Source organism: Phycisphaerales bacterium, from assembly GCA_016716475.1.
GTDB lineage: Bacteria > Planctomycetota > Phycisphaerae > UBA1845 > Fen-1342 > JADJWG01.
Map to the genome: position 1 here is coordinate 1,274,456 of JADJWG010000002.1, position 13,719 is coordinate 1,288,174.

Consider the following 13,719-nt stretch of genomic DNA (forward strand, 5'->3'; position numbering starts at 1 on the left):
CCCGCGGGTGCAACCTGATGTGGACACCCCTGGCTCTCAGCAAGGAACCGACGCATGGATCTCTCGACCGAGTATCTCGGCTTGAAACTGAAGAACCCCCTGGTGGCCGCGGCCAGTCCGCTGACGGCCGATCCGGACTCACTCAAGCGCCTGCGCGATGCCGGCGCCGCCGCGGTGGTGTTGCACTCCCTCTTCGAGGAGCAGTTGCAGCACGACGCCGAGGAACTGCACCACCACACCACGTTCGGCACCGAGTCCTATGCCGAAAGTCTCAGTTACTTCCCCGCACAGGAAGAGTACCGTCTCGGCCCGGACGAGTACCTGGATCACATCCGCAAAGCGAAGGACGTGCTGGAGATCCCCGTAATCGCCAGTCTCAACGGCTGCTCGCCCGGTGGCTGGACCCACTACGCCGCCCTCATGCAGGAAGCCGGCGCTGACGCGATCGAGCTCAACGTCTACTACATTGCCACGGACTCGGCCCTCAGCAGCGCGCAGGTCGAGGGGCTCTATATCGACGCCCTCAAGGCCGTGAAGCAATCCGCAACCGTCCCGGTTGCCATCAAGGTCGGCCCCTACTTCAGCGCCATGGCCAACATGGCGACCCGCCTGGACCTGGCCGGTGCCGACGGGCTTGTTCTTTTCAACCGTTTCTACCAACCCAACATCAACCTCGACACGCTCGAGGTGGAACCGGATCTGGTGCTGAGTTCGCCTGCCGAGCTGCGCCTCCCGCTGCGCTGGATCGCTGTGCTTTACGGACACATCAAGGCGAACCTGGCCGCGAACAGCGGCATCGCCACCGGTACCGACGTGCTCAAGACGCTGATGGCGGGTGCAGATGTCGCCCAGCTCTGCTCGGTGCTCCTCCGCAAAGGTCCGGAAGAACTCGCGAACATCCTGGCCGGGATGCGGACCTGGATGGCCGAGCACGATTATGAGTCGGTCACCCAGTTGAAAGGTAGTCTGAGCCAGAAATCGTGCCCGAACCCGACGGCCTTCGAGCGCGCGAACTATATGAAGGCCCTCAACAGCTATACCTAACCCGAGCTTCTCTCCCCTCCTGAAGCCCCGGTAACGCCCGTCGGTTCGCCGGCGGGCGTTGCCGTTTCCAGTCCCTTTCTCGACCGCTCGCCGGCATGTTTCACAATCGGGCGCGATCCCGGACCGGGATTGACTGGTACGCCCCGCCTTCGCTATGATCGCGATACAGAGGAGTAGAAGCAGCCAGAATTCAATTCTGTGATGCGTGCGCGTTCTCGCCACCAGTTGATTCCACCCTCTGGACGGCCATTCTGAGGGCCAAGCTTGGCGACTTTCCCCTCTCTGAGCGCGTGGTCGCTCGACCGCCAGGCCGCTTGGCCGTGCAAGGGCAAAATGCTCTGAAACAGGAGGCGAAGCTATGAAGAGGATTCTCTGGGTCGCGACGCTCGCGTTGGCGACGACACCCGCTTGGGCGGACTTCACGTTCTCCCCGTTCAGCCCGGGGAACGTATCTCCAACGTGGACGGGCCAGGCGCTTACCGGCGCACCGGCCGACACCTATGTCGGCTTCGAGGTGCTGGCGGACTGGTCGGCCGTCAGTGGCAACCCCTGGTCGAATGAATCCCGGGTATTCTTCTCCGATGTGATTGGTGGTGGCAGCGCTACCCTCCCGACCGGGATCGGCGTCTCCTACACCACCGGTGCTGTGTCTGCCGCCAATGGCGCAAGCAATGGGAACCCCCTGTTCAATTTGCGGTTTGCCGGCGGCTTCGCCACCGCTTTCAACGGCACTGATCCGCTCGCCCTTAATTTCCGGCAGACCTTCGGTGGTAGTGTTGCGGATTGGCAGAATGTGCGCGTGACACTGAAGACTATGGTCATCCCGACCGCGACCGATCTCGGTACGCTCTCCGGACCGCTCAGCATCACGGGCTCGCTCGCCGCGGGCGAGGTGAAGTGGTACAAGTTCACGATCGATCAGGCGATCGACAATGCGCTCGGCACCTTCCTCGACATCGACACCGAGGGCTCGCTGCTGGCACCCTCGAACGACACCGAGCTCGGCCTGTACGCCGCGAACGGGACGTTCATCACCACGGACGATGATGACGGTACCGCCCTCCTGAGCCAGTTGACCTACGGCGAAGTCGGCCCGCGTCCGGCGCCCGGCGACGGTCTGGCGTATAATGGTCGTGACGGCTCTTTGGCCCCCGGTACGTACTACATCGCACTTGGCGCCTTCAACACCGCCTTCAGCAACTTCTTTAGCGTCTCCTCGGCGTCGCAGAACATCGGTGACTACGCGCTGAACATCAACACCAACGTCCCCGAGCCGGCTTCGCTGCTGCTTGTGACCCTGCTTGGCGCGCTCATTCGCCGCCGCTAGGCCACGTTCATATTGCAAACGCAATCATTACTGCAGCGCGGGGAGCGCGTGACAACACGTGCTCCCCGCGTATGTTTGCGCACCCCCCACCGCACTGTGCCCCACCATCCCATTTGTGTTATCCTTGCGGCCTCGGCCGTGATGCGCTGCGCCCAGGACACCGCACCGGCACCTTGAAAGCCAACGAATGACCAGCAAGGAACGCCTGCTCTGCGCCCTGCGCCGCGAACGGCCCGACCGGCTGCCCGCCACCGTGCATCAATGGCAACCGTATCACCTCGACAAGTACCTCCACGGGATGTCGCCGCTGGACGCCTTCCGGCACTTCGGTCTCGATGCGTCTCTGCCCGCGTTGCCCTGTAGCGAGCAGCCCTCTCCGGACTGGCGTATAGAGGTTTTCGAAACCACCAGCTTGGCCGGGCATCGTGTCAGGCAGCGTCGCTACCACACTCCGGAGGGTACGCTCAGCGATACCTGGGAGTTTCGCCCGGCCACGGCGTGGCTGATCGAGCACCTCGTCAAGCAGCCCGAAGACGTGGACCTGATCGACCGCTACATGCCGGTGCCGCGGCTCGACCGCGCCGCGGTTGCGCGCACATACGCCGAACTGGGGGACGACGGCATCCTGCGCGGCTTCCTGTGGGGCAGCCAGGGTGGCTGCTGGCAGGATGCGTGTGAGCTGTACGGCCTCCAGCCGCTGATCCTCCAGTCGAAGCGCGACCCCGCGTGGGTGCATCACTTCCTGCGCGTACTCCAGAAGAAGAAGCTGCGCTTCATCGCGGAGTCACTGGCAGGCGCCCGATTCGACCTGATTGAGACCGGCGGCGGCGCGGCGTCGAGCACCTGCATCTCGCCGAAGCTGCACGCCGAGTTCTGCCTGCCCTACGACCGCGAACAGCATGCGGCCCTGCACGCGATCGGCCTGCCGGCGGTGTACCACACCTGCGGCGGCATGATGCCAATCCTCGACCTCATCGTGGCCAATGGTTGCGACGCGAGTGAGACGCTGACGCCCGTGGGCATGGGCGGCGACGCCGATGCGCCCGAGATCAAGCGCCGCATCGGCCACCGCGTGGCCCTGATCGGTGGCGTGAATCAACTGCAAGTGCTCGACCAGGGTACGCGGGACGACATCCGTGCGGAAGTCTTCCGCCTGTTTGAGACGCTCGGCGCGGGCGGGGGGTACATCCTGTCGCCCAGCGACCACTTTTTCGAAACCCCGCCCGAAAACCTGCGGCACTACGCGGAAGCGGCGCGGGAATGCATGTACTGAGCAGTCCACACGCAGCCGGATTCACCCCCGCAGTTTCTCCAGCACCGCCGCCAGCAGTGCCCCGTTCGTCGCCAGCGCTTCCGGCGCCGTGTGCGTCGGCCGCCCGCTCCAGTCCGTCAGTGTCCCGCCCGCTTCGGTCACTACCGGCATGAGTGCTGCCGTGTCCCAGATGCTCATCACCGGATCGAGCACCACCTCGACCCGCCCGGTCGCGAGCAACGCATAGGCGTACGCATCCGCCCAGCCGCGATCGGTGTAGCTGGCCGCCCGCAGCCGCTCGTATGCTGCCCACCGGCCCGTGTCGTGCAGCAGCTTGCTCGAGGTCGCGCTGATGCGGGCCTCCGACAGCGCCGTCACCCGTGAGACCCGCGCCGGCCGGCCGTTCCACCGGCACCCGAGCCCGCGGGCCGCGTACACCGTCTCCCCCAGCGCCGGCAGGTGAATCACCCCCGCCAGCATCTCACCCGCCCACTCGAAGCCGATCAGCACGCTGAAGAGCGGCACCCCGCTGAGGAATGACATCGTGCCGTCGATCGGGTCGAGGATCCAGCGGGCGGACGCGGTGCCGCGCTGCTCACCGCCCTCCTCGCCGAGGATGCCATGGTCGGGGAAGGCGGCCGCGATGCGCTTGCGCAGCAGCTCCTCCGCGCCCCGGTCGGCGACCGTCACCGGCGTGCGATCGCTTTTCCACTCGAACCCCGTCCCGCAGTTGTAGTAGCCGAGCGTAAACGCCCCGGCGAGCTGGGCACTTTCGACCGCGAAATCGAGGATACGCTGGAGTTCGTTGGCGTGCATGGCGGGCATCGCGGGGGTCTCCGGCTCGGTCGGCCCCGGCGGGCGGGCCGGACAACAGGGCGCCAGACGACAGAGTAACGAGCGGGACCGCGGGCGCACACCCCGGCCGCGACCGGAGTATAGCGGCATGCCGTTGGTCGCAGACCGCGGGGAGCGGAGGGGTGTGAAGATGGGGGGAGGGGTTGGGGGCGGGGTAGCGGGATGGCAGAAAAGTGCGGGAGATTCCGCCAAGAATTTCAAGAATTCGCGCCTGTCGCGCGCCAGAAGTGAGACTCTTGGAAAATGGAGAAGATCGTGGGGAGGCGGCGGCGGAGGGAATGAAGGCGGCATGTGCATACAGGGAGGATGAACGCTGGGCGCGCCTTGGCAAGGCGGATTTGACAGGCGTGCCGGCGAGCGACCGTGGGCGGTGCGGGGTGGCGGTGGGCGGATTTCGCGGCGGGCGCGCGCCGGGCGTGACGGCACGGGAGTGCGGCGGCTACCGGGGCACGGTGGGAATCCAGAACCAGGCGTGCCCGCGCCTTTGAGAGGCGACGTTGAGCAGGCGCTTGGCGCGCAAGAGGTTAAAGCGGGAGACGCCGGCTTCCTGTGCCGCGGTCAGCAGCGCGCGGGCGGGGACGGGCTGCCCGGCGAGGAAAGCGGTGAGCCAGTGGCAGGCCTCGGAGAGGGCGGCGTGCGACTCGGAGGAGAGATCGAGCAGGCCGGTGGAGAGGCGCCAGTCGCCCGCGTCCGGGAGGTCCCACAGGAGGCGCGGGCCGGGGCCGGTGGGGCTGGGGCCCATGTGCGGACAGGGGTAGTGGGCCAGTGGCGGCGCGGGCGCGGGACAGGGCACGGGCGCCTCTGGCCCGGGCGCATCCAGCGGAGACGTGCGGAACGTAAGCTCTCCCGGCGGGGGCGGCACGGGCGCCAGGGGGAGCGGGGTGGCGGTGACGATGCGGAACGCGAGCGGCGGCGCGTGGTGGGCATAGGCGGATTTGAGCTGGGTCAGGATGCGGCGGTTGGGCTGGTCGGGGTCCGCGGTGAGCAGGAGAATCGAACGGGCAGCGGCGATGAGACTGAGCGCGCCCCGGATGCGGTAGATGGCGCGACGGGCGGAGCGCTTCGTGAAGTGGCCCACGGCGAGGATGGCGAGGTCGTAGCGGCGGGCGATGGCCGCGAGGCGAGCGAGGAGGTGGGCCTGCAGGTCGGGGCTGGCGTGGACGCCGTCGTCGAGCAGGAGGTGGAGGGGGTCGAGGACCACGAGCCGCGTGTGGTTGTAGGCGCGGATGGCCTGTTCGAGCTGGTCGGCGTGCGTGGGCAGGCGCAGCGGGAGCAGCTCGTCGGAGCGGGGCGGACTGACGCCGGCGAGCGTGGCGACGTGGGCGCGGTGGGCGCCGGCGGCCGCGAGGCGGGCCGGGAGGGCGTCGGCGTCTTCGGGTGATGCGAAGAGGGTGTCGAGGATGGGCAAGCTGCGCGTGTGGACGCCGCGGATGGTCGGAAAGGAGCGCTCGAGGTCGGCGTCGGAGGGTTGGGGGGGAAGGGGCGGGAGGGTGGCGGGGTCGGGTCGTTCGTCGGGGGGGTCGTCGGGCCAGGGGTAAGGGGCGGAGAGGCGGGCGGCGAGGTCGGCAGTGAGGAGGGATTTCCCGGCGCCGGGGTCGCCGATGAGGAGGGAGAGGGCGCCGACGGGTAGACGGAGTGGCCAGAGCCAGTGGAGGGTACGGCTGGGCGGCGTGGCACCGTGCAGGATGATCGGTCGTGGGCGGGCGGCGAGGGGCAGGTCGGGGTCGCGGCGGGTCATGGTATAGATAGTATAGCACAGCTAGTGAGGCAGGGAGGGATCGCGGGAGGGCGGCAGCGGCGGACCCGGGGGTGGGCTGGCAGGGCGGGCCGGCATTCCGGGTGCCGCTAGTCGGCTTCCAGCACGTCGGGCAAGATCGGCCAGATCGACGGCAACCGCCTGAAGTTCGAGCCCGAAGCCGCGGACGAGGGCGTCTTCTTCGTGCGGACGGCCGGCGGCGCCGCTGGCCCGCGTTGAAGAGCGATCCGCGGTGCCGCGCCCCGGCCCGGAGTGCGCGCGTTCCCGGAGGTCCCGCGGGCGTTATCCGGACCGCAATTAGCGCGACCCCATTGAGGAAGGGTCCCGACCCAACCCTTGGGACGGGTCCCATCCTCAAGCTTAGGGACGGGACCCGTTTCCAAGTAAGGGTCGACACTCTGCCCGCCGCGGGCAGACATTCTACCCGCCGGGGGGCGCGCCGCGCCCCCCGGCGGGCAGGGACCCCGCCCCGCCCGCCGCCGCTCCGAGCCCCCGGCGGGCGGTCTTCCCGGACCGGGTCACAATATCCTCCGGCGGTTACTGCGGCGCGGGCGGTGGGACGGCGGAAAGCCGCCGGGCGTACTCGGTGCGTATCAGCCTTTCGGCGAGATCGTGTGCAAAGTCGGCGAGGTACGAAGCGAGCTCCACGTATGCGCGCGCGAGGGTCGGGTGGATTCCCTCGTCTCGCATAAGACGTTCCAGTCGGTTTACGTCGTCAGGCAGGGCGCGGCACGCCGCGGCAAACTCGTCTGCGATCCACAATATGGCGGGATCGTCGATGCCGGCGCTTCGGAAAAGGGCCGCGTAGTCGGCACCCGCGGTCTTCATGCGCTCGAAGATATCCACGAGGGCGGTATAGAAAGTTTCGTCCGCCATAGCCACGGAGTCTTTCGGCCCCTTCGAACCGACCCCGACTGCGTGGGCCAACAAGCTCAGTTTCCCGATGGTGAACCGATGCTCCATGTGGATTGCTTTTGCGCCAGCGGAAACCCTCTCATGCCACAAGCGGACGGCGAGCTCGTCCGTAAACGCGCGAACGCTCTCCGAGCGCATCGAACTCAGCTCACGCTCAAGCTTCCCAGCCCGGACGTGTGATGCGGCGGAGGAACGGCAAGTGCCGAGCGTCCCTGTCGTAGCACACGAACCAGCCATTGAGCAGACCGGCGATAGTGAGCCCCGCAATGGCGGCGACGTACAGCGCGGCCGTGTACACAGGACAGCCCTCCACGCGCGTAGGTGCATCCGTCGACGCAGGCTCCTGCCTCAGCGATCGCCGAGCACCCCTACACGGCGCATGGCAGCCGCGAACCCGTCCAAAAAGCTCTTTGCTTCGTTGGGTGAAAACAAGGCAATGTAACGCACTCGGTCGTCTTGGGCCGCCGGCTTCATCTCAATGTGCACGAACCCTCCGAACTCCAGCACGCGCACGTCGAAGCCCGCCGTCTCGCGGTCAGTCGGTTCGCCCCAATCTGAGCCCCGCAACCGCTCCTCGAAATACGTGATTGCGCCCATCGCCTCGTCCTTTCTGGCTGGCCTCACGCCAGCCGCTTGGCTAGCTCCTCGTCCAGAATCTCCCGCACCGTGAGGGCGACGATGACCTTGCCCGACTGGCGGAAGAAGCGGTCGATTTCCCGCAGGGCGTCGGAGGAGTACTCGAACGCGACGAAGAAGCCCTTCGGGCGGTCCTCGCGCATCATCATCGCCTCGAAGCTGTCGATGTCCGGGCGGCCGACCTTATCCTTCTGCTTCACCTGGATCGGGTACCAGTGGTCGAGGAACTCGCCGAAGACCTCGGTGCCGTCCTTGCCCTTCGCGGGCCGCGTGGGCGTCGCGGAGACGGGGAAGATGCGGCCGTCGATGCCCATGTCGCCGACCTGCGCCTTGTTCGGGATGCCGCCGAGGGCGATATCCTGCGGCTCTCTGGGCTCATGGGACTACGCCGATGATCACGAGCGGCACCGCCGGAACCCCACGGCCCTGCCGCGCAATGTCGTAGAGCGCCCCCTCGTAATAGCCTGGCCCGGAGGACATACTCTCCTGCATTGCCTTCATGGGCAGCACTTCGACACCAACATCGATCTGGTCGCCGACGTAGAAAGCCAAGTGTTTGACGAACAGGTCGTAAGCGATGAAGCTGTACTTGCCGAACTGAACTTCCACCGCGACGCGACGCTTGACGAAATCGGTCTGATTGTAGGAGCGAATGGGGCGCTTGCCGGCCGCCACAATCTCGGCCCGCTGCTCCGCTGCCGCCATGTGCATGGTCTTGCGGATGAGCATATAGTCGTCAGTTACCCAGTATTGGGTGCGGCTTTCCTTCCACTGGGCCGCGCCGAACGACTGCTTCATCGCGTTGTTGATCTCGATCGGCGCATAGAGTGCCTTCCCCTGCATCGTCTTCTCTTTGCTGATTTTCGTCCTGAACTGATCTGCATCAACCGATCGAACGATTGCCTCGATTTCTTTCCATATGCGCCTCTCATGGACAAGCAGCCACTCGTAGCCGTTGAGATGGGAATGTAGCGCGGCGATTCTCATCGCGCATCGCCTTTTGCCGAGCCATCTGCGAAGGGACTCTTGGCGACCGTCTCATTGCCGGGCTCGTAGACCGGCCTTCCCATCGGCCGCGTAACGAGTTGGCCGCGCGCTTCGAGTCGCAATCGCTCTAGAGCGATGCGATGGAAGCGCCTCATCAACTCAGCGCCAGCGGCGCGCCGTCCGTGGCGCACAGCGGCGATGGCCGTGCTGCCAACGCCGACAAATGGATCAACAACCAGGCTTCCCGGCATTGTCATGCTAAGCACCAGTCGCTCGATGAGTTCGACTGGAAACTGGCATGGGTGCTCGGTCTTTTCAACATGGTTGTGCTTGACATTTGGGATTGTCCAAAGGTCGCCGGGGTTCTTGCCAAGTGGATTGCATGAATACTCGCCAGCTCTGGCGCCCTTGAAGTACTTCTTGCCCGGGTATTTCTGGGGCACCCGGACTGCATCAAGATTGAAAACGTAGTCATCCGACTTGGTGAACCACATTACAACCTCGTACCGTCCCGAGAACCGCCGTGAACAATGCAAGCCATGTCCGAAGTGCCAGATAATCCGATTGCGCATACGCAAGCGAAAACTGGCGAAGACGGGATATAGAACGCTGTCAAGGGGAATGATCGCACCCTTCTCGACGAAGTTCCCGACCTGCCAGCAGACGCTGCCCCGATCGCTCAGGATTCGAACGCACTCGCGGATAATCCCGGCTTGCTGGGCGACATAGTCGCCGAGTTCGAGCCGCGTCTCGTACTCCTTGCCGATGTTATATGGCGGGGACGTCACGACCAGATCGGCACAACGATCGGGCATGGATCGAAGGAGCTCCATGCAATCCCCGGCGTAGAGTGTCACATCGTTGGCGCCGTCGTAACTGCGGCGGATGCGCAGCTTCCCTAGCGCATCAAACAAGCGCGGGTGTTCTCCGTCTGATCGATGTCGAATCATCTTGACCTCCTCGAGCGGTTCAGCCCGCCTCTGGATGCAGTTTCTCCACGATCTGAGCCCATTCAGCCGAGTGGTCCTGCTGAAGGATCGCAATTGCGTGCGTCCACTCGTGGACCTCATTAGTGGCCGGTGATGGACTTTGGCAAACCGGCACGAATCCGCTGCCTCCTGTGCGTCCGTACTTTATCCGAACATCCGTTCGCCGGCCAGTCCCTCGTGCGATATGCAACTGCGGCACAGTGGGGTGCGAGTGGCGAGCGCGACGGAGCGGGGGCGCATGGAGTCGATGTAGGCGGCGTTGCTGGCGTGGCGGTCCTCGAAGGCGCGCTTCTCCTTGGCCTCGCCCCAGAAGACCTCGTAGTTGCGGTTGGAGTTGAACGGCGGGTCGATGTACACGAGGTCGACGCAGGCGTCGGGGAGCTTGCGGAGCTGGTCGAGGCAGTCGCCGCAGTAGATGATGCGGGTGTCCACGAGCGACGACGGCCGGCCGGCGGGGGCGGCGGATGCGGGCGGCGTGTCGGCGGACGGTGCGGCGGGTTTCCCCTTCTTGCGAGCCATGCGGGAAGGATGCCGCACGGCGGCGGGGACGTCAACGGTGTTGTGCCGCACAACCCTCCCCCGGCCCCTCCCTGAGAGGGAGGGGGGTAACGCCCGCGCGGCGCGGTGTCGCCGCCGGGCAGGCAGGATGCCTGCCCCACCCGTTTCAGGCGCAGGCAGGATACCCACGCCAGCGCGGGCGTACTGTGTGCGGCGTCGGCCACGGGGAGGCGACGCAACGGGGTTGTGGAGCGGAACCCTCCCCCTGCCCCTCCCTGAGAGGGAGGGGGGTGAGTGCGGCGGGACGGGCGCACTTCCCCCTACCCGTCCGACTCCTTGAGCAGCGCCTCGGCCTGCTCACGGCCGAACTTCACGGCGTCGTCCGACACGGCGGGCACCATCGGCGTACCCGGGGGCAGCGGCTCGTCGCTGCCGCGGAACAGGTGCAGCGTGCGCGTCGGGAAGGCGAACTGCACGCCGATGCGCCGCGCCAGCCGGATGATGTCGAGGAACAGCCGGTGCCGCTCGCGCAGCTCCACGGCCCAGTCGGGGCACTCGTGAAACACGTACAGCATCACGTCGATCGACGAGTCGGAGAAGCGACTCACGTACACCTGGTAGTAGTCCTTCCGTGTGTAAGGATGCTGGCGGATGATCTCGCGAATGCCTTCGCAGAAGGCCTCGAACTGCTCCGGTGCGGTGTCGTACGTCAGCGACAGGTGTGTGAACGTCCGGCGATAGCGCCGCCGTCCCATGTTGTCCACCCGGGCGTTCATCAGCTCCGAATTCGGCACGGTGATCTGCGAGTTGTAGAACGTGCGGATGCGCGTGCTGCGCAACCCGACCGACTCCACCGTGCCCTCGGTGTCGTTCACTTTCACCCAGTCACCGACCTGGAAGGGCCGATCGAGCACCACGTTGACCGAGCCGAAGAAGTTCTTGAGCGTATCCTGCGCCGCCAGACCGAACGCCAGGCCGCCCACACCCAGACCGGCGAGCAGCGGGGTCACCGCGAGCCCCAGCGTCGTCCCGATGAACACGAGCCCGCCCACCGCGACCACGATCTTTGCCGTCTTGTTCAGCAGCGGAATGAGAACATCATCCACGCGCGATGACCGCAGCGCCGATCGGCTGCGCGTGTAGCTGGCCGCGACATCGATCAGCCGGTACGCCGCCAGTACGCCCGCCACCGCCAGCAGCACCTTGAGGAAGAACCACAACCAGCTCATCAGCGGCGCGCCGAGGTCCAGGAACTGCAACCCACCCCACCAAGCCAGCAGCATGAGCAGCGTCGCCACCGGCTTGAAGGCCCGCCGGATCGCCTGCGCGGTATCCTCGTGGCTGGCGCTGCGCAGCACGAGTTGCCCCAGTCCGGGCAGCACCAGCACCGCGACCCGCCGTACGAGCCACCCCAGTCCGAGCACCGGCGCGATCCCGATCCACTGCCACACGCGCAGGCGCAGCCAACTGGTTCCCAGCCAGCGCGGCCACACCCCCGGCTGTTCCACCTCCACCACCGCGCCGGTCGCCGGGTCCTCCCGCTCGACGATGCGGTCGTTGATCCGGGTGTTGATCAGCTCACGCAGGTACAGGGACGGCAGCTTCAAAAACGAGACCTGGGCCCCCTTCCAATCCCGGTGGATCGGCCGCGCCTCGAGTGCATCGTAAAGCTCCTCGATGTCGCGCACGGTACGGGCTGTGAAGAGCCACTCCTCGGCCCGCCCGGCCGCAAACTGCTTGTCGATCTCAATGCGCCCTTCCGGCCGCGCGAGCAATTCGTAGGCCTCACCGTCGGGGTCGTCCGGAACCGTCGACAACGGGACACGCTCGCTACGGGTCAGCGTAAGCCATAATTTCCCCGCCAGCGTGCCGGCCAGTTCCCGCTCCGTGTCGCTCAGACCGCTCAGGTCGAGACACTGGACCGCCGTGTCGAGGTCACCGCGCTCCATGGCCTGGCGGAACGTCCCGAGCGTGGCCTGGGCTGAGCGGAATTGCTTGCTGGCCCGGGTCGTACGCCGCGGGCTCGCCGGGGCTGCCGGTGCCGCGGCCACGGCTGCGGGCGGCGCCACCCCCGGGGCCGCGGTCGTGGGTGGTGGCGCGGCGGGCTGCGGTGGCGGTGTTGGCGTGGGGGGCGGCGACACCACCTGGGTAAGTTCGAGCATGCGCGGCACGTCGCGGACGGTCGTCGCGCCGAAGCGCCACAACCCATCGGGCCCGCGCACCAGCAGAATCTGGACCGGGCTGGCACCGATCGCGTAGAAGCCCTTGTGCTCCGGGGGCAGGGACCGAGCCAGCTTCTCGAGATCGATCACGCCGCGATTGCGGGCGGCGCTGATAAGCTGCGCCAGCCCGTCCACGTAGCGAATGCCGTTGTCCGTGATGAACTTGCGGACGAAATCCGGACCGAGACGCTCCAATTCGGCCTCGATCAGGTCCGGGGCGTCGAGCCGCCGCTCACGCGCGATGTTGGTGCGGACGGCGCCCGCGAAATCGAGGCACGCGAAGGCGCTTTCGTACAGGCGTCCGCTCTCCTGCGCGGCCCGCCAGGTATCGAGGAAATACGTCACAAGCGCATACGGCGAGCTGAGCGCGGCGCCTTCCGCCGGTGGAACGGACAGCGCCAGCCGCGGCGCATGCACGCGCTCGATCAGCAGATCAAGCTGTGCATGCCACTCCGGAATGAGTGCCACGCTGGTCCGCGCCAGGCGCCACTCCTGCAGCGTCTGCTCTTCACCCGCGTCATCACGCACAACGCGCGGCATGCGTTCGAGGATCATCACGATCGGCAGTCGCCCGAACGATTGCAGCACGCTCACTTCCAGGGCCGGCACATCGGGCAACTGCACCTGGTCCTCGGGATCAAAAGCGGCGTCGGCTTCGAGCCGTTGCAGGATCTCGTCGAGCAGCCGTACCAACTCCGGTCCACGCACCGCCCGCACGTCCGCATCGAGCGCGCCGAGATCCAGAAAGCCGGTGGCCTCCTGGAAGCGTTCTTCGCCCCTCTCGGTGTCACGCACAATGGACAGAAAGTGCTGCATCGCCTGGTATGGCGTGCGGAGCGGATTCCGCAGCGCGGGCCGCGCCGGGGGCGTGGTGGGTTGCGTGTCCGCCGGCCGAGTTTCTGCCGGCCGGGTCTCAGCCGGTGCAGTCGCAGCGCCTTGGGTGGTGGTCGGCTGAATGGGGGTCGCGGCTTCGGCCGCCCTGGGGGGCGCCAGCGCGCAGAGCCCAACCACGATACCGGGAACCCACCATCGTACGAAACCGTCGGAATGCTGCATGCCCACTTCCAGGAGTCAGGGCTGGCCAGCCAAACGCCGGAAAAGCCGGTTACCCCCGCGCGCCTGCCCTAATCGTACGCACGCGGAGCCGCAACGCAACGCGCGCCTCACATTCGGGTTGGTGAGTCTGGGAGGTGGGCAGGGTAGATTCAGCCGGAAGCGGCCGGGTGACGGCCATCGTC

The 13,719-nt window shown here is 66.5% G+C and carries 13 protein-coding genes; 3 read left to right on the forward strand and 10 right to left on the reverse strand.

What is annotated here, in order from left to right; genetic code table 11:
* The first annotated feature begins 54 nt into the window (after positions 1-54).
* The 3 genes from IPM18_12920 (at position 55) to IPM18_12930 (ending at position 3,644) form a co-directional block, all read left to right on the forward strand.
* Positions 55-1,044, forward strand: coding sequence for a dihydroorotate dehydrogenase-like protein (locus IPM18_12920; GenBank protein ID MBK9120482.1), 990 nt, complete (start codon positions 55-57; stop codon positions 1,042-1,044).
* Positions 1,045-1,402: 358 nt separating this feature from the next.
* Positions 1,403-2,371 carry a hypothetical protein gene (locus tag IPM18_12925; GenBank protein MBK9120483.1) on the forward strand — a complete coding sequence of 323 codons (969 nt, stop codon included), beginning with the start codon at positions 1,403-1,405 and terminating at the stop codon, positions 2,369-2,371.
* A gap of 187 nt (positions 2,372-2,558) precedes the next feature.
* Positions 2,559-3,644 carry a hypothetical protein gene (locus IPM18_12930; protein MBK9120484.1) on the forward strand — a complete coding sequence of 362 codons (1,086 nt, stop codon included), beginning with the start codon at positions 2,559-2,561 and terminating at the stop codon, positions 3,642-3,644.
* A 21-nt stretch (positions 3,645-3,665) separates the two neighbouring features.
* Here the strand turns inward: IPM18_12930 and IPM18_12935 are convergent, their stop codons facing one another.
* From IPM18_12935 to IPM18_12980, 10 genes are all read right to left on the reverse strand, one after another.
* Complete coding sequence (locus IPM18_12935; protein ID MBK9120485.1) at positions 3,666-4,439, reverse strand: histidinol phosphate phosphatase; 774 nt, start codon at positions 4,437-4,439, stop codon at positions 3,666-3,668.
* A 478-nt stretch (positions 4,440-4,917) separates the two neighbouring features.
* Positions 4,918-6,216: an AAA family ATPase gene (locus IPM18_12940; GenBank protein MBK9120486.1), complete on the reverse strand. Its 1,299-nt coding sequence runs from the start codon at positions 6,214-6,216 to the stop codon at positions 4,918-4,920.
* Between the two features lie 555 nt (positions 6,217-6,771).
* A complete protein-coding gene (locus tag IPM18_12945) occupies positions 6,772-7,197 on the reverse strand; it encodes a hypothetical protein (GenBank protein ID MBK9120487.1) in 426 nt (141 codons plus the stop codon).
* Between the two features lie 106 nt (positions 7,198-7,303).
* Positions 7,304-7,447, reverse strand: a complete 144-nt coding sequence (locus tag IPM18_12950) for a hypothetical protein (GenBank protein MBK9120488.1) — start codon at positions 7,445-7,447, stop codon at positions 7,304-7,306.
* A gap of 50 nt (positions 7,448-7,497) precedes the next feature.
* The gene (locus IPM18_12955) at positions 7,498-7,746 is read right to left on the reverse strand and encodes a hypothetical protein (protein MBK9120489.1); all 249 of its coding nucleotides are present in this window, start codon (positions 7,744-7,746) and stop codon (positions 7,498-7,500) included.
* Positions 7,747-7,769: 23 nt separating this feature from the next.
* Positions 7,770-8,099, reverse strand: a complete 330-nt coding sequence (locus tag IPM18_12960) for a restriction endonuclease (GenBank protein MBK9120490.1) — start codon at positions 8,097-8,099, stop codon at positions 7,770-7,772.
* A gap of 61 nt (positions 8,100-8,160) precedes the next feature.
* On the reverse strand, positions 8,161-8,772 hold the full coding sequence (locus tag IPM18_12965) for a restriction endonuclease (GenBank protein MBK9120491.1): 612 nt from the start codon (positions 8,770-8,772) through the stop codon (positions 8,161-8,163).
* Positions 8,769-9,722: a site-specific DNA-methyltransferase gene (locus IPM18_12970; protein MBK9120492.1), complete on the reverse strand. Its 954-nt coding sequence runs from the start codon at positions 9,720-9,722 to the stop codon at positions 8,769-8,771. Before IPM18_12970 ends, IPM18_12965 begins: the two co-directional genes overlap by 4 nt.
* Before the next feature lie 183 nt (positions 9,723-9,905).
* Entirely contained in the window at positions 9,906-10,280 is a 375-nt protein-coding gene (locus IPM18_12975; GenBank protein MBK9120493.1) for a hypothetical protein, read from the reverse strand.
* A 299-nt stretch (positions 10,281-10,579) separates the two neighbouring features.
* The gene (locus IPM18_12980) at positions 10,580-13,537 is read right to left on the reverse strand and encodes a mechanosensitive ion channel family protein (protein MBK9120494.1); all 2,958 of its coding nucleotides are present in this window, start codon (positions 13,535-13,537) and stop codon (positions 10,580-10,582) included.
* Positions 13,538-13,719: the final 182 nt, after the last annotated feature.

Bases quoted from the DNA above. Each gene is read 5' to 3' on its own strand.
- IPM18_12920 (MBK9120482.1), top strand. From the start codon at position 55: ATGGATCTCTCGACCGAGTATCTCGGCTTGAAACTGAAGAACCCCCTG.
- IPM18_12925 (MBK9120483.1), top strand. From the start codon at position 1,403: ATGAAGAGGATTCTCTGGGTCGCGACGCTCGCGTTGGCGACGACACCC.
- IPM18_12930 (MBK9120484.1), top strand. From the start codon at position 2,559: ATGACCAGCAAGGAACGCCTGCTCTGCGCCCTGCGCCGCGAACGGCCC.
- IPM18_12935 (MBK9120485.1), bottom strand. From the start codon at position 4,439: ATGCACGCCAACGAACTCCAGCGTATCCTCGATTTCGCGGTCGAAAGT.
- IPM18_12940 (MBK9120486.1), bottom strand. From the start codon at position 6,216: ATGACCCGCCGCGACCCCGACCTGCCCCTCGCCGCCCGCCCACGACCG.
- IPM18_12945 (MBK9120487.1), bottom strand. From the start codon at position 7,197: ATGGAGCATCGGTTCACCATCGGGAAACTGAGCTTGTTGGCCCACGCA.
- IPM18_12955 (MBK9120489.1), bottom strand. From the start codon at position 7,746: ATGGGCGCAATCACGTATTTCGAGGAGCGGTTGCGGGGCTCAGATTGG.
- IPM18_12960 (MBK9120490.1), bottom strand. From the start codon at position 8,099: ATGGGCATCGACGGCCGCATCTTCCCCGTCTCCGCGACGCCCACGCGG.
- IPM18_12965 (MBK9120491.1), bottom strand. From the start codon at position 8,772: ATGAGAATCGCCGCGCTACATTCCCATCTCAACGGCTACGAGTGGCTG.
- IPM18_12970 (MBK9120492.1), bottom strand. From the start codon at position 9,722: ATGATTCGACATCGATCAGACGGAGAACACCCGCGCTTGTTTGATGCG.
- IPM18_12975 (MBK9120493.1), bottom strand. From the start codon at position 10,280: ATGGCTCGCAAGAAGGGGAAACCCGCCGCACCGTCCGCCGACACGCCG.
- IPM18_12980 (MBK9120494.1), bottom strand. From the start codon at position 13,537: ATGCAGCATTCCGACGGTTTCGTACGATGGTGGGTTCCCGGTATCGTG.